The sequence below is a fragment of the Streptomyces sp. NPDC127092 genome (genome assembly GCF_042722475.1).
Lineage (GTDB): Bacteria > Actinomycetota > Actinomycetes > Streptomycetales > Streptomycetaceae > Streptomyces.
Genome location: NZ_JBHXFE010000018.1, coordinates 123484 through 147569, shown reverse-complemented (window position 1 = coordinate 147569; position 24086 = coordinate 123484). Strand labels below are relative to the sequence as shown.

19 protein-coding genes and 1 pseudogene are annotated in these 24086 nt (G+C 69.9%); 3 read left to right on the top strand and 17 right to left on the bottom strand.

Annotated elements, in window-relative coordinates; all coding sequences use genetic code 11:
• The 4 genes and pseudogenes from ACFWJO_RS17515 to ACFWJO_RS17500 form a co-directional block, all read right to left on the bottom strand.
• Positions 1-260 (bottom strand): annotated as a pseudogene (locus ACFWJO_RS17515) (hypothetical protein); the annotation flags it as partial.
• Positions 261-434: 174 nt separating this feature from the next.
• A complete protein-coding gene (locus tag ACFWJO_RS17510) occupies positions 435-878 on the bottom strand; it encodes a DUF6113 family protein (RefSeq protein WP_386865969.1) in 444 nt (147 codons plus the stop codon).
• Positions 875-1801, bottom strand: a complete 927-nt coding sequence (mshB, locus tag ACFWJO_RS17505) for an N-acetyl-1-D-myo-inositol-2-amino-2-deoxy-alpha-D-glucopyranoside deacetylase (protein WP_386865967.1) — start codon at positions 1799-1801, stop codon at positions 875-877. The genes ACFWJO_RS17510 and mshB overlap by 4 nt, the downstream gene beginning before the upstream one ends.
• A gap of 107 nt (positions 1802-1908) precedes the next feature.
• A complete protein-coding gene (locus ACFWJO_RS17500; protein ID WP_128975920.1) occupies positions 1909-2103 on the bottom strand; it encodes a hypothetical protein in 195 nt (64 codons plus the stop codon).
• Between the two features lie 181 nt (positions 2104-2284).
• Here ACFWJO_RS17500 and ACFWJO_RS17495 point away from each other — a divergent pair, with 181 nt between their 5' ends.
• On the top strand, positions 2285-4459 hold the full coding sequence (locus tag ACFWJO_RS17495; protein ID WP_386865965.1) for a prolyl oligopeptidase family serine peptidase: 2175 nt from the start codon (positions 2285-2287) through the stop codon (positions 4457-4459).
• 62 nt (positions 4460-4521) lie between these two features.
• Here ACFWJO_RS17495 and ACFWJO_RS17490 read toward each other — a convergent pair whose 3' ends face one another.
• The 13 genes from ACFWJO_RS17490 to ACFWJO_RS17430 all read right to left on the bottom strand — a co-directional run bounded on the left by ACFWJO_RS17490 (position 4522) and on the right by ACFWJO_RS17430 (position 22770).
• The gene (locus ACFWJO_RS17490) at positions 4522-5484 is read right to left on the bottom strand and encodes a hypothetical protein (protein ID WP_386865963.1); all 963 of its coding nucleotides are present in this window, start codon (positions 5482-5484) and stop codon (positions 4522-4524) included.
• Between the two features lie 202 nt (positions 5485-5686).
• Positions 5687-6874, bottom strand: a complete 1188-nt coding sequence (locus ACFWJO_RS17485) for an ABC transporter ATP-binding protein (RefSeq protein ID WP_386865961.1) — start codon at positions 6872-6874, stop codon at positions 5687-5689.
• On the bottom strand, positions 6867-7850 hold the full coding sequence (locus ACFWJO_RS17480) for an ABC transporter ATP-binding protein (RefSeq protein ID WP_386865959.1): 984 nt from the start codon (positions 7848-7850) through the stop codon (positions 6867-6869). Before ACFWJO_RS17480 ends, ACFWJO_RS17485 begins: the two co-directional genes overlap by 8 nt.
• A gap of 6 nt (positions 7851-7856) precedes the next feature.
• Entirely contained in the window at positions 7857-8846 is a 990-nt protein-coding gene (locus ACFWJO_RS17475; RefSeq protein WP_386865958.1) for an ABC transporter permease, read from the bottom strand.
• Complete coding sequence (locus ACFWJO_RS17470; RefSeq protein ID WP_384420116.1) at positions 8839-9762, bottom strand: ABC transporter permease; 924 nt, start codon at positions 9760-9762, stop codon at positions 8839-8841. The genes ACFWJO_RS17475 and ACFWJO_RS17470 overlap by 8 nt, the downstream gene beginning before the upstream one ends.
• Before the next feature lie 85 nt (positions 9763-9847).
• Positions 9848-11473 carry an ABC transporter substrate-binding protein gene (locus ACFWJO_RS17465; RefSeq protein ID WP_386865956.1) on the bottom strand — a complete coding sequence of 542 codons (1626 nt, stop codon included), beginning with the start codon at positions 11471-11473 and terminating at the stop codon, positions 9848-9850.
• Between the two features lie 195 nt (positions 11474-11668).
• Positions 11669-12778 (bottom strand): ABC transporter ATP-binding protein, encoded by a 1110-nt coding sequence (locus tag ACFWJO_RS17460; RefSeq protein WP_386865954.1) that lies wholly within the window; start codon positions 12776-12778, stop codon positions 11669-11671.
• Complete coding sequence (locus ACFWJO_RS17455) at positions 12771-13829, bottom strand: ABC transporter ATP-binding protein (protein WP_386865952.1); 1059 nt, start codon at positions 13827-13829, stop codon at positions 12771-12773. Before ACFWJO_RS17455 ends, ACFWJO_RS17460 begins: the two co-directional genes overlap by 8 nt.
• Positions 13830-13842: 13 nt before the next feature.
• The gene (locus tag ACFWJO_RS17450) at positions 13843-14796 is read right to left on the bottom strand and encodes an ABC transporter permease (protein ID WP_386865950.1); all 954 of its coding nucleotides are present in this window, start codon (positions 14794-14796) and stop codon (positions 13843-13845) included.
• The gene (locus ACFWJO_RS17445; protein WP_384420143.1) at positions 14789-15721 is read right to left on the bottom strand and encodes an ABC transporter permease; all 933 of its coding nucleotides are present in this window, start codon (positions 15719-15721) and stop codon (positions 14789-14791) included. Before ACFWJO_RS17445 ends, ACFWJO_RS17450 begins: the two co-directional genes overlap by 8 nt.
• Before the next feature lie 176 nt (positions 15722-15897).
• Positions 15898-17538: an ABC transporter substrate-binding protein gene (locus tag ACFWJO_RS17440; RefSeq protein ID WP_386865948.1), complete on the bottom strand. Its 1641-nt coding sequence runs from the start codon at positions 17536-17538 to the stop codon at positions 15898-15900.
• A 493-nt stretch (positions 17539-18031) separates the two neighbouring features.
• Complete coding sequence (gene typA, locus ACFWJO_RS17435; protein ID WP_386865946.1) at positions 18032-19933, bottom strand: translational GTPase TypA; 1902 nt, start codon at positions 19931-19933, stop codon at positions 18032-18034.
• A 374-nt stretch (positions 19934-20307) separates the two neighbouring features.
• Complete coding sequence (locus ACFWJO_RS17430) at positions 20308-22770, bottom strand: ABC transporter family substrate-binding protein (RefSeq protein WP_386865944.1); 2463 nt, start codon at positions 22768-22770, stop codon at positions 20308-20310.
• Positions 22771-23019: 249 nt separating this feature from the next.
• Here ACFWJO_RS17430 and ACFWJO_RS17425 point away from each other — a divergent pair, with 249 nt between their 5' ends.
• Positions 23020-23247, top strand: coding sequence for a hypothetical protein (locus ACFWJO_RS17425; protein ID WP_384420095.1), 228 nt, complete (start codon positions 23020-23022; stop codon positions 23245-23247).
• Positions 23248-23263: 16 nt separating this feature from the next.
• Positions 23264-24085 (top strand): hypothetical protein, encoded by an 822-nt coding sequence (locus ACFWJO_RS17420; protein ID WP_386865942.1) that lies wholly within the window; start codon positions 23264-23266, stop codon positions 24083-24085.
• The last annotated feature ends 1 nt before the right edge of the window (position 24086 follow it).

Here is a 24086-nt window from a genome sequence, read left to right as displayed (position 1 = left end):
GCCGCCTGGGCCTCGCCCACCGGCTTGCGGACGACCACGGGCGGGATCGGACGCGAACCCGGGATGTTGATCCGGATACGGGTGGTCAGCGTGGTCTCGGTCTTGGGCTCCTCGGGCGGCACGGAGCCCGTACCGTCCTGGCCCGCCTCCTGACCGCCGCGCAGACCGTACGGCGGGGTGCCCGAGGGGTACGCGGCCCCGCCGCGCGCCTGGGCGCCGGAGGACGAACTGTCAGTCTCTCGACCAGTTTCACGACTCAAAGCAGGATCTCCCGGTTGGCTCCGCCGCCCGCTCTTGCTGATGCTCGTGGTGATCCGGGCGGTCGGCGGCGCGCACCACCATACTGGCCGCCGCCGATCCGCACCCGACCCGGCGTGGATCCGCCAAGGGCAATCCGTCCGAAGTCAAGACACTCCTGCGTCAAGTCGGCCTGTTCACGGGGCCGGTCGGAGCGGCCGGTGCATCGTGGCGCACATCACAGCGACGGCCATGCCGCCGAGCAGGAAGACCATCTCCCCGAGCCCGCCGCCGAACAGACCGTCGCCTTCCGGGCGTCCGAAGCTGAGCAGGACGACGGCGAGAAGCCAGCCGCCGCCGGCCGCGGCGACGCCGACCTGGTTCGCGGTGGCCCGCCGGGCGCCGTAGAAGAGGGCGGCGGAGCCGAGCAGCGCGAGCAGCAACCCAGCGGGGAACCAGGCGGCTTGGACGAGGGAGCCGGCGGTGCCGACGAGGGCGCCGAGCACCAGGAGCGCCGCGTACCAGACGTATCGGGCGATCGGGGTGAGGGGCGCGTGGCCGTGTTCGGCTCCTGACGCGGGCCGGGGAGCGGGTGCGGGCGTGGCTCCGGAGGCGGAGGCGCGGCTGCGCGGGCCGGTCATGCGTGCTTCTCCTGCGCGGTGGGGTCCGTGGGATCCGTGGCGAGGCCCGCGAAGAGGTCGGTCTCGCGTTCGCCCGCGGGCGCGCCGGGCGTGCCGTGGACCAGCTCGTAGTACTCGGTGGTGAAGACCGGCTGGGCCAGGTTGTTGGAGAGCGCGAAGAAGGGTCCGTCGACGGCGACTTGGGTGACGTGGGCGGCCATGGCGGCGCTCTTGCGGGCGGCGTACCGTTCGTCGCCGGCGATCTCCGCCGTGATGCGCGAGTCGTCGACCACTCCGGGCACGTCGTCGATGGTGGCGTCGGCCGGGAAGACGGAGCCCTCGGCGCTCAGCCGGGCGAAGCCGGCCTCGGCGACCGGGCGCGGCACGCGGTTCCAGTAGATCTTGGTGACGGCATGGGCCGGGCCGAGCTCGGGCCGGTACGCGGGGTCGGCGGCGAGTTCGGCGGCGCGCATGGCGACCCGGTGGGCCTGGATGTGGTCCGGGTGGCCGTAGCCGCCGTCGGGGTCGTAGGTGACGAGGACCTGGGGGCGGGTCTCGCGGACGACCTCGACCAGGTACGGGGCGGCGTTGTCGACGTCGGTGTTCCAGAAGGCGTTCTCGCGCCGGTTCTGCGGGGCGCCCATCATGCCGGAGTCGCGGAAGCGGCCGGGGCCGCCGAGGAAGCGGTGGTCGGTGACGCCCAGCTCCTTCATCGCGGCGGCGAGTTCGCCGACGCGGTGTTCGCCGAGCCGGTCCTCGCGGTCGGGCGCGAGGTGGGCGAGCGCGGGCGGGATGACCTCGCCCTCCTCGCCCAGGGTGCAGGTCACGAGGGTCACGAGGGCGCCCTCGGCCGCGTACCTGGCCATGGTGGCGCCGTTGTTGATCGACTCGTCGTCGGGGTGCGCGTGCACCAGGAGCAGACGACGGGCTGGGAGAACCGTCATGGCCCCACCCTACGAGGCGGGGCCCCCGGCGGAGCGGCAGGTCGGACCTTGGCCGGAACTCCGTCGGAACTCTGCCGCAGCTCCTTCAGGGCTCCGTCAGGGCTCCGTCAGAACTTGAGTCCGCCGATCATGCTCGCCACGTTGGTGGTGAGGGTGCTGATGGACGGGGCGATGGACGAGCTCGCGAGGTAGAAGCCCAGGAGTGCGCAGACCGCCGCGTGTCCGGCCTTGAGTCCGGATTTCTTGATCAGAAGGAAGACGACGATCGCCAGCAGCACAACCACCGAAATCGAGAGTGCCACGGCGGTTCACCTCCACACTTCTTCGGTCGGACTTGCCTGTCGGACAAATCGGTCGGACGTTCGGATGGCATGTGCCAGTGGATGCATACCCACCTAGCGCTACGGATCATAACTATCCGTGCGATCGCATCGATCGGTGTACGGAGGCATGAGGGGGCGCACGGACGCTAGTTTCGGTCACATGACTTCGCCACTGGAGCAGCCGTCTCCCCAACAGCAGTCGTCCCGGGTCTCGTTCCCCCGGCAGTACGCGCGGACGCAGCGCTTCACGCTCGGCGCGCCGCGCGGTTTCGCGGTCGCTCCGGACGGCGGGCGGGTGGTGTTCCTCCGCTCGGGTTCGGGGACGGACCGCTCGCACCGGCTCTGGGTGCTCGACCTCGACGAGGGCGCCGAGCGGCTCGCGGCGGATCCGGCGGTGCTGCTCGGCGGCGCCGAGGAGGAGTTGTCGCCGGAGGAGCGGGCCCGCCGGGAGCGCAGCCGGGAGGGCTCGTCCGGGATCGTGGGCTATGCGGTAGACGGGGCCGTGGAGTTGGCCGCGTTCGCGCTGTCGGGGCGGCTGTTCGTGGCGGAGCTGCGGGCCGGCACGGCGCGTGAGCTGCGGGTGCCGGGCCCGGTGGTCGATCCGCGGCCGTCGCCCGACGGGCGGTGGGTCGCGTACGCGGCGGGCGGCGCGCTGCGGGTGACCGGCGCGGACGGCTCGGGCGACCGGGCGCTGGCAGGGCCGGAGCCGGACACGGACGGGGACGGGGACGGGGTGACGTACGGGCTCGCGGAGTTCGTGGCCTCGGAGGAGATGGACCGCGCCCGGGGCTTCTGGTGGGCGCCGTCCTCGGACCGGCTGCTGGTCGCACGGGTGGACGAGTCGCCCGTGAACCGCTGGTGGATCGCGGATCCGGCGCACCCGGGCCGTGAGCCGCAGGCCGTCGCGTACCCGGCGGCGGGGACGGCTAACGCGGACGTACGGCTGTTCGTCGTGGATCTGTCCGGAAATCGCACCGAGGTCTTGTGGGACCGGGCCGCCTTCCCCTATCTGGCGCGGGTCCACTGGTCGGCGGCCGGCGCCCCGCTGCTGCTCGTCCAGGCGCGGGACCAGCGGAGTCAGGCGTATCTGACGGTGGACCCGGACACGGGGGCGACGGAGGCCGTGCGGGTCGACGAGGACCCGGTGTGGCTCGACCTGTTCGGCGGGGTGCCGGCGTGGACCGCGGACGGGCAGCTGGTGCGGATCGCGGACACGGGCGGCGCCCGGGTCCTCGCGGTCGGGGACCGGGTCCTCACGGACGCCCGGCTGCAGGTGCGGGCGGTCCTCGACGTGGGTGCGGAAGATGTCCTGATCTCGGCGGCGGCGGGTGAGGCGGCCGAGTCCGCCGAGACGGGTGAGATCCATGTGTACCGGGTCGGCCCGCACGGCGTGGAGCGGGTGTCGGAGGGCGCCGGCGTGCACGCGGCGGTGCGCTCCGGCTCGGTGACCGTGCTGTCCTCGGCCCGGCCTGACGCGCCGGGCAGCGTGGTGCGGGTGCTGCGGGACGGCAAGCGGGTGGCGGAGGTCGCCTCGCACGCGCTGCGGCCCGTGCTGTCCGCGGACGTACGGCTCACCGAGGCGGGCGAGCGGCGGATCCCGTGCGCCGTGCTGCTGCCGTCGTCCTGGCGGGAGGGTGACGGGCCGCTGCCGGTCCTCCTCGACCCGTACGGCGGCCCGCACGGGCAGCGGGTGGTCGCCGCGCACAATCCGCATCTGACGTCGCGGTGGTTCGCCGAGCAGGGCTTCGCCGTCGTCGTCGCCGACGGGCGCGGCATGCCGGGCCGCTCCCCCGCCTGGGAGAAGGCGATCCGGGGTGACCTGACGCTCGCGCTGGACGACCAGGTCGAGGCGCTGCACGCGCTGGCCGGGCGCTTTCCGCTGGACCTCGGGCGGGTCGCGATCCGCGGCTGGTCGTTCGGCGGCTATCTCGCCGGTCTCGCGGTGCTGCGCCGCCCGGACGTCTTCCACGCGGCCGTGGTGGGCGCGCCGGTGACGGACTGGCGGCTCTACGACACCCACTACACCGAGCGCTACCTCGGGCACCCGGACGAGGAGCCGGCCGTGTACGCGGCGAACTCCCTGCTGACGGACGACGGTCTGACGGATCCGCGGGAGCCGGTCCGGCCGATGATGGTCGTGCACGGCCTGGCCGACGACAACGTGGTGATGGCGCACACCCTGCGGCTGTCCTCCGCGCTGCTCGCGGCGGGCCGCCCGCACGAGGTGCTGCCGCTGTCGGGCGTCACGCACATGACCCCGCAGGAACAGGTCGCGGAGAACCTGCTGCTGCTCCAGGTGGACTTCCTCAGGAGGTCGCTGGGGCTGACGGGGTAGGGCCTGTCCGGCGGATCAGGGCCGACAGGTCCTGGTCCTGGGCGCCGGTCGGAGGCGAGCGCTCACCAGCCGGGCGGGCGGCGCGCCGGCGGGGCCGGGGGCAGGGCGGCGGCGGGGCGGTACGGGACCCGGCGGCGGCGCCCCGGGCGGCCGAGGAGGAGCAGGACGGCGAGCCCGGCGGCCAGTGCGTAGAAGCAGCCGAGGTCGTAGGCGACGGAGTAGAGGTCGAGTTCGGGCACGTACGTGTGCCAGTTCGGGCGCAGGGCGGCCGCGGTCCCGCCGGCTCCGACGCCGGCGAGGAGGAGCCCGGCGAGCAGGCCGAGCGGCCGGGTGTGCCGGGCGCGGGCGAAGGCGCTTCCGGCGGCGGTGAGGAGGAGGAGCACGAAGACGGCGTTCAGCCAGCCGGGCGGGACGGCGAGCGTGGGCAGCATCAGGGAGCGCCCGCCGGTGTAGCGGCCGACGGTGTACTCGACCGGCAGCAGCGTCGCCCAGCGGAGCTCCCAGGCGGCCCAGATCAGTCCGGCGAGCGCGCACAGGATGCCGGCGGTGACGGCGGGTCCGGTGCGGGGCCGTTCCGGTCCGTACGGCTCGCCGCCGGCGGCGTGGCCGCCGCGGTCGTGGCCGCTGCCGTCGTCGCGGCGTCCGGCGGCGGCGGTGACGACGAGCCCGCCGGCGAGGGCGAGGGTGAGCAGGGTGGTGACGAGGGCCTCGATGCCGGAGGCCCACAGTCCGGGCAGCCGCAGTGCCAGGGTGGTGAGGCCGGTGACGGCGAGGGCGGGCGCGGCGAGCGGGGAGCGCAGGGCGACGACGGCGGTGACGACGTGGGCGACGAGCAGCAGCGGGTCGACGAGTGTGGTGGCGGCGGTCTGGTGGATGCGGAAGCCGTGGTCGCCGGCCCAGTACCAGAGCAGTTCGGTGGTCGGCCCGAAGGCGGCGAGGTCGCGCAGCAGCCAGACGATGCCGACGAGGGCGAGCGCGGCGCACAGGGCGGCGCCGGTGAGACGTGCCGTTCGTGTCACAGTCACGGGGCAGATACTCACGGTCGCCATCGGCCGAAACAAGCGGTTCCGCATATGCGCGGGGTTTGTGCGTCAAGTCAGGCTGCCGGGGTGACCGGCCGGGGTGACATGGCGCGCCCCGGCCGGTGCAACGGCACCCGCACGGCCGTACGCTGTGCAGCCTGCCGCGTCCGTATATCGGAGCCGATTCCGTCGAGTTGCCTGCGTGTTAAGGAACGTCGGGAGCTTCGGGCGGGGTGGGCCCGTCCGGCGGGGGAGGCTGTTCGGGCGGGTGGGGCTGTTCGGGCGGGTGGGGCTGCTCGGGCAGCGTGGGCTCCTCGGGCAGGGCGGGCCCTTTGCGCAGCGGGGTCTGCTCCGGCGCGGTGTGCTCCTCCGGCGGGACCACCTGCTTCTCCTCCGCGAAGTGGCAGGCCGAGTCGTGCCTCGCCGGGCTGTCGGTGAGCCGGAAGACGGCCGGGACGGCGAGCAGCGGGACCTCCAGCGCACAGCGTTCCTGGGCCTTCCAGCAGCGGGTGCGGAAGCGGCAGCCGGAGGGGATGTTGGCCGGCGAGGGCACGTCGCCGGCGAGGATGATCCGCTCGCGGTGCTCGCGCGCCTCCGGGTCGGGGACGGGCACGGCGGAGAGCAGCGCCTGGGTGTAGGGGTGGGTGGGGTGGTCGTAGATCTCGGCGTCGGTGCCGATCTCCACGATCCGGCCGAGGTACATGACGCCGACCCGGTCGGAGATGTGCCGGACGATCGACAGGTCGTGCGCGATGAAGACGTACGACAGCCGGAACTCGTCCTGGAGCCGTTCGAGCAGGTTGACCACCTGGGCCTGCACGGAGACGTCGAGTGCGGAGACCGGTTCGTCGGCGACGATGATCTCGGGCTGGAGGGCGAGGCCGCGGGCGATGCCGATGCGCTGGCGCTGGCCGCCGGAGAACTGGTGCGGGTAGCGGTTGATGTACTCGGGGTTGAGGCCGACGACGTCGAGGAGGTCCTGCACCTTGCGCCGGCGGTCGCCCTTCGGCGCGACCTCGGGGTGGATCTCGTACGGCTCGCCGATGATGTCGCCGACGGTCATGCGCGGGTTGAGCGAGGTGTACGGGTCCTGGAACACCATCTGGATGTTGCGGCGCACGGCCCGCAGGGCCCGGGGCGACAGCTTGGTGATGTCGTCGCCCTTGTACGAGATGGTGCCGGAGGTCGGCCGTTCGAGGTTGACCAGCATCTTCGCGACGGTTGACTTGCCGCAGCCGGACTCGCCGACGATGCCGAGGGTCTCGCCCTGGCGGAGGTCGAAGTCGACGCCGTCGACCGCCTTGACCGCGCCGACCTGCTTCTTGAAGAGGACGCCCTGGGTCAGCGGATAGTGCTTGACCAGGTCGCGGACCTGGAGAATCGCCTCAGCCATGGAGGCACTCCTTCCAGTAGTGGCAGGCGCTGCTGCGCGGCACGGGCGATTCGGTGACCTCGTACAGCGGCGGCACGTCGGTGCGGCAGCGGTCCCGGGCGAGCGGGCAGCGCGGGTTGAAGGAGCAGCCGGACGGGATGGCGAGGAGGTTGGGCGGCAGGCCCTTGATGGCGTAGAGCTCCTGGCCCTTCTGGTCGAGGCGGGGGATGGAGTCGAGCAGGCCGCGGGTGTAGGGGTGGGCGGGGGCCTTGTAGATCTCGTGGACCGGCGCCTGTTCGACGATCTTCCCCGCGTACATGACGGCGATCTTGTCGGCGACGTCGGCGACCACGCCGAGGTCGTGGGTGATAAGGATGAGGCCCATGTTGAGCTCGCGCTGGAGCTCGGCGAGCAGGTCCATGACCTGGGCCTGGACGGTCACGTCGAGGGCGGTGGTGGGCTCGTCGGCGATGATCAGGTCGGGTTCGAGGGCGAGCGCCATGGCGATCATGATGCGCTGGCGCATGCCGCCGGAGAACTGGTGCGGGTACTGGCCGACGCGTTCCTTCGCGGCCGGGATGCGGACCCGGTCCATCAGCTCGACGGCCTGCGCGCGGGCGTCCTTCCTCGACATGCCCTTGTGGACCTCGAACATCTCGCCGAGCTGCTCGCCGACGCTGAGCACGGGGTTGAGGGAGGACAGCGCGTCCTGGAAGATCATCGCCATCCTGGCGCCGCGGATCTTCCGCCGTTCGTCCTCCTTGAGCGTCAGCAGGTCCTGGCCCTGGAAGCGGATCTCGCCGCCGGTGATCTTCCCGGGCGGCATGTCGAGGATGCCCATGACGGCCTGGGCGGTGACGGACTTGCCGGAACCGGACTCGCCGAGGACGGCCAGGGTCTCCCCCGCGTCGACGGAGTAGTTGACGCCGTTGACCGCCTTGGCCACGCCCTCGCGGGTGTGGAACTCCACGTGCAGGTCGCGCACTTCGAGCAGCATGGTCGGCTACCTCAGCTTGGGGTCGAGGGCGTCGCGCACCGCGTCGCCGAGCATGATGAAGGCGAGCACCGTGACGGCGAGCGCGCCGGCCGGCCAGAGCAGCATGTGGGGGGCGTTGCGGATGTACTGCGAGGCCGAGGAGATGTCGATGCCCCAGGACACGGTCGGCGGCTTCAGGCCGACGCCGAGGAACGACAGGGTCGCTTCCAGGGAGATGTACGTGCCGAGCGCGATGGTCGCGACGACGATCACCGGCGCGATCGCGTTGGGCGTGATGTGGCGCAGCAGCATCCGGGAGTTGGAGGCGCCGAGGGCCCGGGCGGCCTGCACGTAGTCGTTCTGTTTGGCGGTGATGACGGAGCCGCGGGCGATGCGGGAGATCTGCGGCCAGCCGAGCAGCACCATGAAGCCGACGACGGGCCAGACGGTGGAGCTGGTCACCACGGACAGCAGCACCAGGCCGCCGAGGACGACGGGGATGGCGAAGAAGATGTCGGTGATCCGGGAGAGGAAGCCGTCCCAGGCGCCGCCGAAGAAGCCGGCCAGGCCGCCGAGGGCGCTGCCGAGGAGCGCGACGCCGAGGGTGGCGCAGACGCCGACGGTGACGGAGGTGCGGGCGCCGTAGACCGTACGGGTGTAGACGTCGCAGCCCTGGCCGTTGAAGCCGAAGGGGTGGCCGGGCTGGGAGCCTTCCTGGGCCTTGGACAGGTCGCAGTCGAGCGGGTCTCCGGAGGCGATCAGGGACGGCCAGATGGAGATGACGACGAGGAAGAGGATGACGAGTGCGGAGAGGATGAAGACGGGGTTGCGGCGCAGGTCGCGCCAGGCGTCGGACCACAGGGAGCGGGGCTTCCTGTCGGGGCCGCCGTCGGGGCCGCCGTCGAGGTTCTTCTCCAGCGTCTCGCCCTCTTCCATGGCGAGGTCGGTCGGCCCGCCGGCGCCGGTCGCGGCGATGGCGGCACCTTCGTCGTGGTACGGGTCGAGCGGCTCAGGCATAGCGGATCCTCGGGTCGAGTACGGCGTACAGGAGGTCGACCAGCAGGTTGGCCAGCAGGAACACGAGGACGAGGATGGTCACGAAGCCCACCACGGTCTGGGTGTTCTGGCGCACGATGCCCTGGTACAGCTGATAGCCCACGCCGTGGATGTTGAAGATCCGTTCGGTGACGATGGCGCCGCCCATGAGCGCGCCGACGTCGGCGCCGATGAAGGTCACCACGGGGATGAGGCTGTTGCGCAGCAGGTGGCGGGTGATCACCCGGCGGCGCGGCAGGCCCTTGGCGACGGCGGTGCGGACGTAGTCGGCGCGCTTGTTCTCGGCGATCGAGGTGCGGGTGAGCCGGGTGACGTACGCGAGGGAGACGGAGGCGAGGACGAGACCGGGCACGATGAGCTCGTCGAACGGTGCCTCGGGCGAGACGGCCGGGTCGATCCAGCCCCACTTCACGCCGAGGAGGAGCTGGACCAGCAGGCCGATCACGAAGATCGGGACGGACAGGACGATCAGGGTCAGCAGCAGCACCGTGGTGTCGACGGGGTGGCCGCGCTTGAGGCCGGTGAGGACGCCGAGGGTGATGCCGAGGACGATCTCGAAGAAGATCGCGACGATGGTGAGCCGGATGGTGACCGGGAAGGCGTCTGCCATCAGCTCGGTGACGGGCTGTCCGTTGAAGGCGGTGCCGAAGTCGCCGGTGAACAGGTTGCCCATGTAGGTCAGGTATTGCTGCCAGACCGGCTTGTCGAGGCCGAACTCCTTCTTCAGCTGGGCGGCGGTCGCCGGGTCGCACTGGCGGTCGCCGCACAGGCCGGCGATGGGGTCGCCCATCACGTTCACCATCAGGAAGATCAACAGCGTGGCGCCGAAGAAGACCGGGATCATCTGCAGCAGCCGCCGGATCACATATCGACCCATGTCAGGCTCCGGGGGTTGAAGGAAGACCTACGGCCCGGCGCGGAGGTCCGCGGGCCGGGCCGTACGCCGCCGACCTGCTACGGCGTCACTTGACCTTGATCTGGTCGTAGACCGGGACGCTGAACGGGTTGAGCGTCACGTTCTCCACGCGGTCGGAGTAGCCGGCGCTGCCGTTCTGGTACCAGAGCGGGATGGCCCCCATGTCGTCGCGGAGGACCTCCTCGGCCTGCTGGAAGAGTCCGACGGCCTTCGTGGTGTCGGTCTCCGCGTTGGCCTGGTTCACGAGCTTGTCGAACTCCGGGTCGCTGTACTTGCCGTCGTTGGACGAGGCGTTCGTGTAGTACAGCGGCTGGAGGAAGTTCTGGATGAGCGGGTAGTCCATCTGCCAGCCGGCCCGGAAGGGTCCGTCGAGCTTCTGCGTGGTGACCTGGTTGCGGTAGTCGGCGAAGGTGCCGACCGGGTTGCCGACGCAGGCCTTGTTGTTGCCGAGGGCGCGGTTGATGGAGTTGCAGACGGCGTCCACCCACTCCTTGTGGGAGCCGGTGTCGGCGTTGTACGAGATCTTCAGGGTGCCGCCCGGGATGCCGCCGCCCTCGGCGACCAGCTTCTTGGCCTCGGTCGGGTTGTACTCGCAGGCGGTGCCGCAGAGTTCCTTGTAGCCGCCGTCGGCGCCGAGGACCGGGGAGGTCCAGTCCTTGGCGGGGGTGCGGGTCTTCTGGAAGATCGTCTCGGTGATCTGCTTGCGGTCGATGGCCATCGACAGGCCCGTGCGCAGCTTCTCCTGGCCGGGCTTGTTGAACTCCGGCTTGTAGAAGGGCCAGGCGAGGGTCTGGATGATGCCGGCCGGGGTGTTGATGTAGCGGTCGCCGAGGTCGGCGGAGACGTTCTTGAGCTGCGAGGCGGGCACGTCGTCGACGAGGTCGAGGTTGCCGGCCACGAGGTCGGTGTAGGCGGTGTTGTTGTCCGTGTAGACCTTGAGGGTGATGCCGCCGTTCTGCGCCTTGTCGGTGCCCGGGTAGCCGTCCCACTTCTTGAGGACCATCTGGGAGCCCTTGGAGTAGGAGTCCACGGTGTACGGGCCGTTGCCGATCGGCTTGGACAGCCAGCCGGCGCGGTCGGAGTAGAAGGCCTGCGGCAGCGGGGAGAAGGCCGCGTAGCCGAGGGTGTCGGGGAAGGTGGAGAACTTCTGCGTCAGCTTGACGGTGAAGGTCCGCTCGCCGGTGACCTTGAGCCCGGACATGGTCGCCGCGCTGGGCGCGCCCTTGTCGGGGTGGACCTTGTCGTAGCCCTCGATGTAGCCGAAGAAGTAGGCGTTCTTCTGGTTGTTCTTCAGGTGGGCGCCGTAGTTCCAGGCGTCGACGAAGGACTTGGCGGTGACCTTCTCGCCGTTGGAGAAGGTCCAGCCGTCCTTGACCGTGATGGTGAAGTTCGTCGAGTCCGTGGTGTCGATCTTCTCGGCGAGCATGTCCTTGGCCTCGCCGGTCTTCGGGTCGTACTGCTTGAGCCCGCGGAAGATCATCGAGAGGACCTTGCCGCCCTGCACCTCGTTGGTGTTCGCCGGCTCCAGCGGATTCTGCGGGTCGCCCCACGAGGAGGTCACGACGCCGTCCGCGCCCCCGCCGCCACTGTCGTCGCCACCACCGCAGGCGGTCGCCGCGAGGGCGACTGCGGTGGCCAGTGCGGCCCACTTGGCGTGCGTGGCTCCGCGCATGAAGTGCCTCCCGATGTCCTCTGTGTGACTTAGGCCCCAATATCACCCGATACGGAGGGGAGTGCACTTTTACGGCGTCCGGATGAACGGACGGGGACGCACGAAGGCCCCGGCTCCCCCCTGGGGTGCCGGGGACACACGAAGGCCCCGGCTCCCCCCCTGGGGTGCCGGGGCCTTCAGGTCACGTCACGCGGCTCAGCTCGCGTGCACGACGTCCTTCTCCTCCGCGAAGTGGCACGCGGACTCGTGCGCGGCGGGCGTGTCCTGCCCGCGGAAGCGCTCCGGGATCGCGAGCACCGGGACCTCAGTGGCGCACTTGTCCTGCGCCTTCCAGCAGCGGGTGCGGAAGCGGCAGCCCGACGGCGGGTTGGCCGGCGAGGGCACGTCACCGGTGAGGATGATCCGCTCGCGGTTGGCGCGGGCCTCCGGGTCCGGCACCGGCACCGCGGAGAGCAGCGCCTGCGTGTACGGGTGGGTCGGGTGGTCGTAGATCTGGGTGTCCGTACCGATCTCGGCCATCTTGCCCAGGTACATCACGCCGACGCGGTCCGAGATGTGCCGGACGATCGACAGGTCGTGCGCGATGAAGATGTAGGAGAGGTTGAACTCCTCCTGCAGCTTCTCCATCAGGTTGATGACCTGCGCCTGGACGGAGACGTCCAGGGCGGAGACCGGCTCGTCGCAGATGATGATCTCCGGGTTGAGCGCGAGGCCGCGGGCGATGCCGATGCGCTGGCGCTGACCGCCGGAGAACTGGTGCGGGTAGCGGTTGATGTACTCGGGGTTGAGACCGACGACGTCGAGCAGCTCCTGCACCTTGCGGCGCCGGTCGCCCTTCGGGGCCACCTCGGGGTGGATGTCGAAGGGCTCGCCGATGATGTCGCCGACCGTCATGCGCGGGTTGAGCGAGGTGTACGGGTCCTGGAACACCATCTGGATGTTCCGGCGCACGGCCTTCAGGGCGCGGCCGGACAGCTTGGTGATGTCCTGACCCTTGTAGAAGACCTCGCCCGCGGTGGCGCGCTCCAGGTTCATCAGGAGCTTGGCGACCGTGGACTTGCCACAGCCGGACTCGCCCACGATGCCGAGGGTCTCGCCCTGGAAGAGGTCGAAGGAGACCCCGTCCACGGCCTTGACCGCGCCGACCTGCTTCTTGAAGAGGATGCCCTGCGTCAGCGGGAAGTGCTTCTGCAGGTTGCGCACCTGGAGGATCGGCTCGCCGCGCTGGATCGGCGCCTCGATGGCGGCTACGGCCTCCGCCTCGGACACGGCCCCGGCCTCATCGTTCTTGCTGAGCTCAGCCATGGATCGTCTCCTTCCAGAAGTGGCAGGCGCTCTTGCGGCCCGGCAGCTCGGCGCCGTCCTGCTCGGTGACCGGCACCAGGGCCGGAACCTCGGTGTGGCACAGGTCGGTGGCCTTGGGGCAGCGCGGGTTGAAGGCACAGCCCGTCGGGATCCGCAGCAGGTTGGGCGGCAGACCCTTGATCGCGTAGAGCTCCTGGCCCTTCTGGTCCAGGCGCGGGATCGAGTCCAGCAGACCCCGGGTGTACGGGTGGGCCGGGCGCGCGTACAGCTCGTGCACCGGCGCCTGCTCGACGATCCGGCCGGCGTACATGACCGCGATCTTGTCCGCGACGTCGGCGACCACGCCGAGGTCGTGGGTGATCAGGATCAGGCCCATGTTGTATTCCTGCTGGAGCTCCGCGAGGAGGTCCATGACCTGGGCCTGGACGGTCACGTCGAGCGCCGTGGTGGGCTCGTCCGCGATGATCAGGTCCGGCTCCAGGGCCAGCGCCATGGCGATCATGATGCGCTGGCGCATGCCGCCGGAGAACTGGTGCGGGTAGTCGCTGACCCGGGCCTTGGCGGCCGGGATCTTGACCTTGTCCATCAGCTCGACGGCCTTGGCCGTCGCTTCCTTCTTGGACAGGCCCTGGTGGACCCGGAACATCTCGCCGAGCTGGTAGCCGACGGAGAGGACCGGGTTCAGGGAGGACAGCGCGTCCTGGAAGATCATCGCGATCTTGCGGCCGCGGATCCTCCGGCGCTCCTCGTTGGACATCTTCAGCATGTCCTGGCCGCGGAACAGGATCTCGCCCTGCGGGATCTTGCCGGGAGGCATGTCGAGGATGCCCATGATGGCCTGCGCGGTCACGGACTTGCCGGAACCGGACTCGCCGAGCACGGCCAGCGTCTCACCGGCGTTCACCGAGTAGTTGACGCCGTTGACGGCCTTGGCCACACCGTCGCGGGTGTGGAACTCGACGTGCAGGTCGCGGACTTCGAGCAGCGGCCCGTTGTAGTCGTCGCCGTCGCGCGGCGCGGGGACGGTCGCGGTCTTGTCGATAGTGCTCACGTGTACGCCCTCCTCAGCGCAGCTTGGGGTCGAGGGCGTTACGGACGGCTTCGCCGAGCATGATGAACGCCAGGACGGTGATGCTCACCATGATCGACGGGTACAGCAGGATGTGCTGCGACGTACGGATCGCCTGAACACCGGCGGAGATGTCGACACCCCACGAGACGGTCGGGGACGCGAGGCCCAGACCGAGGTACGACAGGGTGGCCTCGGCCGAGATGTAGCCGCCGAGCGCGATGGTGGCGACGACGATCACCGGGGCCATGGCGTTCGGCAGGATGTGCCGGAACAGGATCCGGGTCGTGCCGGCGCCCAGCGCCTTCGCGGCGTGCACGTAGTCGGCCTGCTTCACCGTGATCACCGCACCGCGCATGACGCGGGTGATCTGCGTCCAGCCGAGGAAGGCCAGGGCGAAGACGACGACCCAGATGGTGCGGTCGGTGAAGGACTGCAGGACGACCATGGCGCCGAGCAGGAACGGGATGCCGAAGAAGATGTCGGTGACCCGGGACAGCACCGCGTCGATCAGGCCGCCGAAGTAGCCGGCGATCATGCCCATGATGCCGCCGACGATGGTGACGATCAGGGTGACGGCGATGCCGACGATGATCGAGGCACGGGTGCCGTGGATCAGTCGGGCGTAGACGGAGCGGCCCTGGATGTCGTATCCCAGCCAGCCCTCGGAACCGATGTTGCCCAGCTCGGGCTTGCCCACGTAGTGCTTCACGAGGTCACCGGCGGTCGGCGACGCGCTGGTGAACAGGCCCGGGAACGCGGCGATCAGCAGCAGGAAGAAGATCAGCACCGACGACACGATGAAGTACGGGTTGCGGCGCAGGTCGCGCCAGGCGTCGCCCCACAGGGAGCGGGCCTTCTCCTGCTTCGGCGCCCCGGCGTCCGCGACGACGGAGGGGGTGTCGACGGCTTCGTCTGCCACGGTGGCGGTCTTGGTCACGTCAGGCATAACGGATCCTCGGGTCCAGGACCGCGTACAGCAGGTCGATGAGCAGGCTGGTGACGAGGTAGACGATCACCAGGATGGTGACGAGTCCGACGAGGGTGCTGCCCTCACGACGGGAGATGGACTCGTAGATGAGGCCACCGACACCCTTGATGTTGAAGATGCCCTCGGTGACGACCGCACCGCCCATGAGCGAGCCGATGTCGGTGCCGAGGAACGTCACGACCGGGATCATCGAGTTGCGCATCAGGTGGACGCCGATGACCCGGCTCTTCGGCAGGCCCTTGGCGACCGCGGTGCGCATGTAGTCGGCGCGCAGGTTCTCGGCCATCGAGGTACGGGTCAGCCGGGCCACGTACGCGAGGGAGAGGCCGCCGAGCACGATCGCCGGGGCGATCAGCTCCGAGAACAGCTGGTCGTTGCTGACGTTCGGCTCGATCCAGCCCAGCTGGAAGGCGAACACCATCTTGATGATGAAGCCGAGGACGAAGACCGGCACCGAGATGATCAGCAGCGTGAAGATCAGGATGGCGTTGTCGGCCAGGCGACCGGCCTTCAGGCCGGCGATGATGCCGAGCGTGACGCCGAAGACCAACTCGAAGGCGAAGGCCAGTGCGGCCAGTTGGAGCGTCACCGGGAAGGCGTCACCCAGCACTTCGGTGACCGGGCGCCCGTTGCGGATCTGGGTGCCGAAGTCGAAGTGAAGAATGATGCCGGACATGTAGTCCCAGTACTGCTTGAGAATCGGCTGGTCGAGTCCGAGCTCATGCTTGATCTTCGCGAGGGTCGCGGGGTCCACGCCCTTGTCGCCGAACAGACCCGCCACGGGGTCGCCGGGCAGGCTGTAGACCATCAGGAAGATCAGCAGGGTTGTCCCGAAGAAAACCGGGATCATCTGGAGCAGTCGTCGTGCGACATAACGCCCCATCATGCCTCCGTTGAGATGTCACAGCGGCAGCCGGACGGGCCCTTCCTCGACGCCGTACCCGGATTCAGGCACGGTCACGTCGCGGAAGGGCCCCCCAGCCACTGCGTAAGGCGCCGGATGGAGCCGGCCGGCGGACGGCCGGCTCCCCTCACGGCATGCGGACTACGCTTGTGGGTTTACTTGTGGACCTCGACGCCGGTCAGGATCGGGTCACCGTCCTGGCCGAACTGCACGCCGGTCACCTTCTCGGAGTAGCCCGCGTTGACCTTGTAGTACCACATCGGGATCGACGGCATGTAGTTGACCAGGTCCTTCTCGATGGCCTGGTACGCCTTGACCGACTCGTCGAGCGTCTTGGCCGAGTCGGCGGCCGCGATCTTCGCGTCCAGCTCCTTGTTGGAGAAGCCACCCTGGTTGCCGCCCGCACCGGTGCGGAACAGGTCGGAGATGAAGTTGGCGTTCACCGGGTAGTCGAGCACCCAGCCGGAGCGGTAGAACGACTTGACCTGCTTGTTCTTACGAGCGGTCAGGTCGGCCTGGAAGTCCGGCTTGCCGTCGCCCACGCACTGGACGCTGGTCGCCTGCTGGATGGAGTTGCAGACGGCCTCCACCCACTCCTTGTGACCGGAGTCGGCGTTGTACTGGATGAAGATCTTGTTGCCCGGGACGCCGCCGCCGGCCTTGATGAGCTCCTTGGCCTTGGCCGGGTCGAACTTGGTGACGTCGCCCGCCGCGTTCTCCTGGAAGCCCAGGACGCCCTTGGCCACCCAGCCCGTCGCGGGCTCACGGGTGCCGTTCAGCACCGTCTTGGTGATGGTGGCGCGGTCGATCGCCATCGACAGACCCTGGATGACCTTCGGGTCGACCGGCTTCGGCTTCGACCACTGGTCGGCGTAGTACGCGACGGCGATGGTCTGGATCGCGGAGTACGGCTGGTCCACGGCGCGGTCGCCGAGGTCCTGGCGGTAGACCGGCAGGTCCTTCGGGCCGACCTGGCGGATGACGTCCAGGTTGCCGGACTTCAGGTCCTCGTACGCGGCCTCGACGGTGGTGTAGTTCTTGAAGAGCACACCGCCGTTCTTCGCCTTGTTCGGGCCCTTGTAGCCGTCGTAGCGGACGATCTCGATCTGCTTCTTGTGGTCCCAGCTCTTGAACTTGTAGGGACCGTTGCCGACCGGCGCCTGGCCCGCGGCCTTCGGGTCCTTGAAGAAGGACTCCGGCAGCGGCGCGAAGACGATGTAGGCCAGCTTGTGGGCGAAGTACGGAACGGCCGTCTTCAGCTCGATGGTGAGCGTGTTGTCGTCAACGACCTTGAGGCCCTCGAGCTTGTCGGCGGTCGCCTTGGCGCCCTCCTCCTCGGGGTGGACCTTCTCGAAGCCCTTGATGTCCGCGAACCAGGACGCGAGGCCCTGGGCGTTCGCGATGTTGGCGTTCCAGTTCCACGCGTCCACGTAGGACTTGGCGGTGACCGGGGTGCCGTCGTGGAAGGTCCAGCCCGGCTTGATCTTGACGGTCCACGTCTTCGAGTCCGTGGTGGTGACCGACTCGGCGTTGATCATCTCGAGCGAACCGTCGGCCTTGTAGTCGACCAGGGTCGAGAACAGGCCGGCCATGACGGAGGCGCCGTTGGACTCCATCGTGTCACCGGTGAGCAGCGGCTTCTCCGGCTCACCGAGGTCCATCGAGAAGATGCCGTTGGGGTCGACAGCGCCCGCGGCACCGTTACCCCCGTCGCTCTTGCCCCCGCCACAGGCGGTCGCTGCCAGGGCGACGACGATCGCGCCCGCTACCCACTTGGCGCTCTTGGCACCGCGCATGGGAGTTCCTCCTCATGAGTCCACTTGTCACTACAAGAGGGGCACTTCGAGTGCTGCCGACACCCCTGACGGCGTTTCACCCATGTACCCCGAGTGTGCTCGTGAGTCGGCACTCCCCACAGTGCGTGACCCATTGACCCGAGCTCAATGGAGCCAACTATTAAGTACGTCCGGGCTGTAAACCACACTTAAGTGGTCTCGGTTTGACAACATCAGCAGGGGCCGTAAGACCGAAATCCGGACAAAGCGAGCACAGACAGACACCGACGAAACGGACCGTTAACACACGTTCCGGAGAGCGACGACCGATATCCGGACGTCGCTCCTCCGAAATCAGGTTGACGAAAAGTTGACGATCCAGCGAAGAAGGGTCCGGCCCCTCGCACGTCGTACGAGGGGCCGGACCCGGAGTGTGATGTTCCGCTCAGCCGGCCCCGGAAGGGGCCGACGGCGGGCGGCGTCAGCCGCTGTCGACGCGTCTGCTGTCGGTGCGTCAGCCGTTCTTGGCGCGGGAGGCGGCGCGGGCGCGCTCGCGCTGGTCGAGGTTGACCTTGCGGATGCGGACGGCCTCCGGGGTCACCTCGACGCACTCGTCGTCGCGGCAGAACTCCAGGGACTGCTCCAGGGAGAGCTTGCGCGGCGGGACGATCGCCTCGAACGAGTCGGCCGACGAGGACCGCATGTTCGTCAGCTTCTTCTCCTTGGTGATGTTCACGTCCATGTCGTCGGAGCGCGAGTTCTCGCCGACGATCATGCCCTCGTAGACCTCGGTGCCCGGGTCCACGAAGAGGACGCCGCGCTCCTGGAGGTTGGTCATCGCGAACGCGGTGACCGCACCGGCGCGGTCGGCGACCAGGGAGCCGTTGTTACGGGTCTGGAGCGGGCCGAACCACGGCTCGTGTCCCTCGTGGATGGAGTGGGCGATGCCCGTGCCGCGGGTCTGGGTCAGGAACTCCGTACGGAAGCCGATGAGGCCGCGGGACGGGACGACGAACTCCATGCGGACCCAGCCGGAGCCGTGGTTCGACATGTTGTCCATGCGGCCCTTGCGGACGCCCATGAGCTGGGTGACGGCGCCCATGTGCTCCTCGGGCACGTCGATCGTCATGCGCTCGACCGGCTCGTGAACCTTGCCGTCGACCTCCTTGGTGACGACCTGCGGCTTGCCGATGGTGAGCTCGAAGCCCTCACGGCGCATCTGCTCGACCAGGATGGCCAGCGCCAGCTCGCCGCGGCCCTGCACCTCCCAGGCGTCCGGGCGCTCGGTGTCGAGGACGCGCAGCGAGACGTTACCGATCAGCTCGCGGTCCAGGCGGTCCTTCACCTGACGGGCGGTGACCTTGCGGTCCTTGACCGCGGCCTTGGCGTCCGCGCCCTTGCCGGTGCCGCCGCGGCCGACCAGCGGGGAGGTGTTGGTGCCGATGACCATGGAGATGGCCGGCTCGTCGACCGTGATGAGCGGGAGGGCGACCGGGTTCTCGGGGTCGGCCAGGGTCTCGCCGATCATGATGTCGGGGATGCCGGCGACGGCGCAGATGTCACCGGGGCCCGCCACCTCGGCCGGCTTGCGGGTGAGCGCCTCGGTCATCATCAGCTCGGTGATGCGGACGTTCTGGATCGAGCCGTCGCGCTTGATCCAGGCCACGGTCTGGCCCTTGCGCAGCTCGCCCTGCTCGACGCGGAGCAGCGCGATGCGGCCGAGGAAGTTGTCGGCGTCGAGGTTGGTGACGTGGGCCTGGAGCGGCGCGTCCTCCTCGTAGGCCGGGGCGGGGACGTGCTCCAGGATCGTGGAGAAGAACGGCTCCAGGTTGGTGGAGTCCGCCGGGACGGTGCCGTCCTCCGGCTTGGTCAGCGAGGCGATGCCGTCACGGCCGCAGGCGTAGACGATCGGGAACTCGATCTGGTCCTCGTCGGCGTCCAGGTCGAGGAAGAGGTCGTAGGTCTCGTTGACGACCTCGTCGATCCGGGAGTCCGGGCGGTCCGTCTTGTTGATGCAGAGGATGACGGGCTTGCGCTGCTGGAGGGCCTTGCGGAGCACGAATCGGGTCTGCGGAAGCGGACCCTCGGAGGCGTCGACGAGCAGGACGACCGCGTCCACCATCGACAGACCGCGCTCGACCTCGCCACCGAAGTCGGCGTGGCCGGGGGTGTCGATGATGTTGATCGTGATCGGGGCCCCGCCGTCCTTGGGGTGGTACTTCACCGCCGTGTTCTTGGCGAGGATCGTGATGCCCTTCTCACGCTCCAGGTCGTTCGAGTCCATGACTCGGTCGTCGACCTGCTGGTGGGCGGCGAAGGCACCGGCCTGCTTGAGCATGGCGTCGACGATGGTCGTCTTGCCGTGGTCGACGTGGGCGACGATGGCGACGTTACGGATGTCGTGGCGCGTGGGCATGGGTGGCTTGCGCTTCTCTCGGATCGTGGGAATCGGCGTCAGTTCCTCTTACGCCCGCCGGGCGGACGCGCCACGGCTATGTCCTATGGTACGGGGCTGCCGTGCAAGGGGCTTCCCCGGAGGGATCCGAGAGGGTCTACTGGGAGATTTCAGGGTGTGGGGAAGATCATGCGACCGGGTCAAAGGGCCGTCGCGATCCTGCCCGCCGGGATCACCGGCGGGCAAGGAAATTGAGCTGCTTCTGAGCTTGTGACTTGGAGTTTCGGCCGCTTTCGGGTAATGGGGCGGTTTGCGCGCGGCCCGTGCGGCCACGGAGCCCCGGATTCCGCCGCGCGCGGGCTGCCGTCCGCCGCGCGCGGCCTGCCGGAGGACGCCTAGTGCCTGTTGCGCTCGGCGCCCTGCGCGGTCTCCGGCTTCTTGAAGCCGATGTCCTGGTAGCGCGGGGCCGCGAAGCCCCAGGCTCCGGCGTTCACCACCTCGGGCTTGGCCGCCACCAGCTGCGGGCGCTGGTAGAGCGGGATGGAACCGGCCGCGGCCCAGATCCGGGCGTCGGCCTGGCGGACCAGGTCGCGGGCCTCCTCCTCGTCGAGGGTGCTCGCCGCCTGGTCGAAGAGCTGGTCGATGCGGTCGGTGCCGACCCGGGCGTAGTTCTGCTCGACGAGCAGCGAGCCGTCGGAGGCCGGCTCCGGCTTGGCGTAGATCGGCCGGGCGTCGGTCGCCGGGAAGGCGGTGGCGGGCCAGGAGTAGAGGGCCAGGTCGTACTCGCCGGAGGCGATGTGGTCCTTGAAGAAGCTCTCGTCGGAGACCTTCGTCACCTCGGTGCGGATGCCGACCGCGTCGAGCATCCGGACGATCCGGTCGCCGACCGCCCGCAGCGACTCCGAGCCCGGCCCCGAGGGCAGCACGAAGCGGAGGCTGAGCGCCTTGCCGTCCTTGCCGAGCGCCTGCGCGGCCGCGTCCGCCACGGCCGGGGCGGCGGTGCCGCGCGGCGCGTAGGCGCCGGCCACCGGCCTGGCCGGGTGGGCCTGGAGCCGGGACTGCGCCTGGGTGGCGGCGCCGGAGCCGGTGTCGAGGGCCTCGGCCTGGCTGAGCAGAGCGGCGCTCTGGAAGGCGGCGACGGGGGCCGGGGCGAGGATGTTGGTGCCGTTCTCCGGGCCGCCGGCGCCGATGAGCGGGCTGATCCTGCGGTCACCGGGCTTGTCGTCGCCGACGATGTACATGCCCTCGTCGGAGGCGGCGTCCGCCTCCTTCTTCCGCGCCTTCTCGTCGGCCGCCTTCTTCTCCGCGGCCTTCTCCTCGGCCGACTTCTCCTCGGCGGAGGCGGCCGCGTCCTCGTCCTTCTTCGCCGCGTCCTTCTTCGCGGACTCCGCGGCCTTCTCGGCTGCCTTCTTCTCCGCCTCGCTGCCCGCCTTCGTCCCCGCCGGGGGCTTCTTCAGCGCGCCGCCCGGCACCCAGCCCGCGTCGGCGAGCAGTGCCCGCGCCTCCTTGGTGTCCTGGTCGCCGAGCGCGTCGCTGCTGTCGGCGTACGCGGCCTGCCCGGCGAGCGCGAGGTGGCTGCCCGGCGGCCTGGCCGGCAGGCCGAGCGGCTTGAGCACGGTCTCGGCCAGCTCCTGGCGGTCGATGGCGCGGGCCACGGCCCGGCGCACCCGCTCGTCGGCGAGCGGTCCCGACTCGCCGTTGAGGGAGAGCTGGGTGTAGGCGGGCTCCAGGGACTTGCGGACGACGAACCTCGCCAGGCCCTTCTGCTCGGCGGCGTACGCGGCGACGGCCTTCTGGTTCTTCTCGCGGGCCGCCCGCACCTCCTCGGCCTTCTCCTCATCGGAGCCGTACGCGAGCGCCCAGGACCTGAGGGCCGCGGCGGGAGTGATCCCGGCGCCGGGCCCGTGGGCCACCGCGCCCTGCGATCCGCTCCTGGCGGCCTGGGCCTCCCGTACCGCGAGGGCGATCCGCTCGGCGGTGGCCCGGTCGATCTCGGCGAGGTCGAGCTTGCCCGCGGCGAGCGCCGTGGCCCGGTCGGCGCGCGCGACGGCGGTGAGGACGAGGCGGTCGAGCTTGGCGCTCTGGCCCCACCAGCGGGGGTTGCGGGCGAGGGTGACGTTGCCGCCCTTCCGGTCGATCGCCTTGAGAAGGAACGGTCCTGCTGTGGTCTTGAGCGTGGTGCGCGCGCCGTCGTTGAAGGTGTTCGGGGAGCCCATCACCTCCTTCGGGTAGAGCGGGGTGAAGAGCGCGCGCCAGTCGGCGTACGGCTTGGCGAAGGTGACCCGCACCTCCAGGTCGTTCTTGCCGCGCTCGATCTTCTCGATCCGCTCGTAGCCGGCGTTGCGCGCGGTCCAGTACGCGGTGTCGCGGCCGCTGAGCGCGCGCCACTGGGCGACGAAGTCCGGTGCGCCGATCTCCCGGCCGTTGCTCCACACCGCCTGCTGGTTGAGCTTGTAGAGGACGACCTGCCGGGGCTCGGTCTCGACGACCTGCGCGGACTCCAGGAAGTCCGGGTTGAGCCGGGGCCGGCCGCGCTCGTCGAGGGTGTGCAGGGCGGGGAGCACGGCCCCGGCGACCCGGGCGGTGGCGCCGTCGGCGTCCGCCTGGAAGGCGTTGAGCGTGGTGGGGAGCGCGTCGACGGCCCAGCGCAGGGTCCCGCCGTCGGCGACCCGGTCGCGTGCGGCCGGCGCGTTGTCCTGGGCGGCGGTGGGCGGCTCGTCGCCGCTGTCGCCGGAGCTGCATCCGGCGAGCACGGCGAGGGCGAGGACCGCGCTGCCGAGGGGGGCGACGGAGCGGAGCGTGCGGGAGCGGGGGCTCCTGGAGCATGTCCTCCCGCGAGGGGCGCCGACCTGGGCCATGACTTGTACCCCTTCGTCCAGTTTCATGCCATTTGGAGATGATCACACCGATTGCTCATACACTGAAAAGGACGGAGCGGATCCGGTGACGGCGACACGGCGGCACGGCCGGCAAACCCCACTCGTGCGGCCCAATCGCCCGGACGCCGGGGCGCTCCGGACGAGTGGAATCCCGTGCACACGGCTTCACAAGCGGGATGTGACGCGCGACACTCGCGTGTACCCGCGCTCGCGGAAGTGAGGGCAACCATGTCCGTTCAGGACGATCTGGCGGCCGTCAGGCGCCGTCTGCAGGACCTGGAACACACGGTCGAAGAACTGGAACGCCGCGTCGGGGCGGAGCGGAGCACACCCGGGATGCCGACCAAGGGGCGCGCCGAGAACATGGTGACGATCCCCGACACCCCGTACGACTCCCAGAAGTGGACGGACATCGACGACGAGGGCCTGGGAGCACGCGACCGCCACGCGCCGTAGAGCCGAGGAGGCCCTGTTGGCCACAGGTACCGAACCCCCTTCAGCGGCGACGGGGGTGCGCTCTCCGGGGCGCGCCTCCCTCGCCGCCCGCCATCTGCGCACCGACCGCTGGTGGCTGGCGCCCGCCGGCACCGCGGCCGGACTGCTCGCCTTCGTCGCGTACTCGACCTGGCGGGCCTTCGCCAACGCCGACTACTACGCCGCGCCCTACGTCTCGCCGTTCTACTCGCCGTGCCTCGCGGAGAACTGCGTGCCGATGCGCGGCGGCCCCAACTGGGAGATCTTCGGCAGCTGGTGGACCCTCTCCCCCGCCCTGCTGATCCTGGTCTTCCCGCTCGGCTTCCGGCTGACCTGCTACTACTACCGCAAGGCCTACTACCGCGGCTTCTGGGCCTCTCCGCCGGCCTGCGCGGTGGCCGAACCCCACCGGGCGTACAGCGGCGAGACGCGCTTCCCCCTGATCCTGCAGAACATCCACCGGTACTTCTTCTACCTGGCCCTGCCGGTCGCCGGCGTCCTCACCTACGACACGGTGCTGGCCTTCCGGGACGAGCACTACGTGTGGGGCCACGCCGGCCTCGGAACGCTGGTCTTCCTCGTCAACATCGTCCTCATCTGGGCGTACACGCTGTCCTGCCACTCCTGCCGGCACGTCGTCGGCGGCCGGCTGCGGCACTTCTCGAAACACCCGGTGCGCTACCGGCTGTGGACCTGGGCGGGCCGGCTGAACCGCCGTCACATGCTCCTCGCCTGGTCCTCGCTGATCAGCGTCGCCGTGTGCGACCTGTACGTGTACCTCCTCGCCACCGGCGCCTTCGACGACCCGAGGTTCTTCTGAG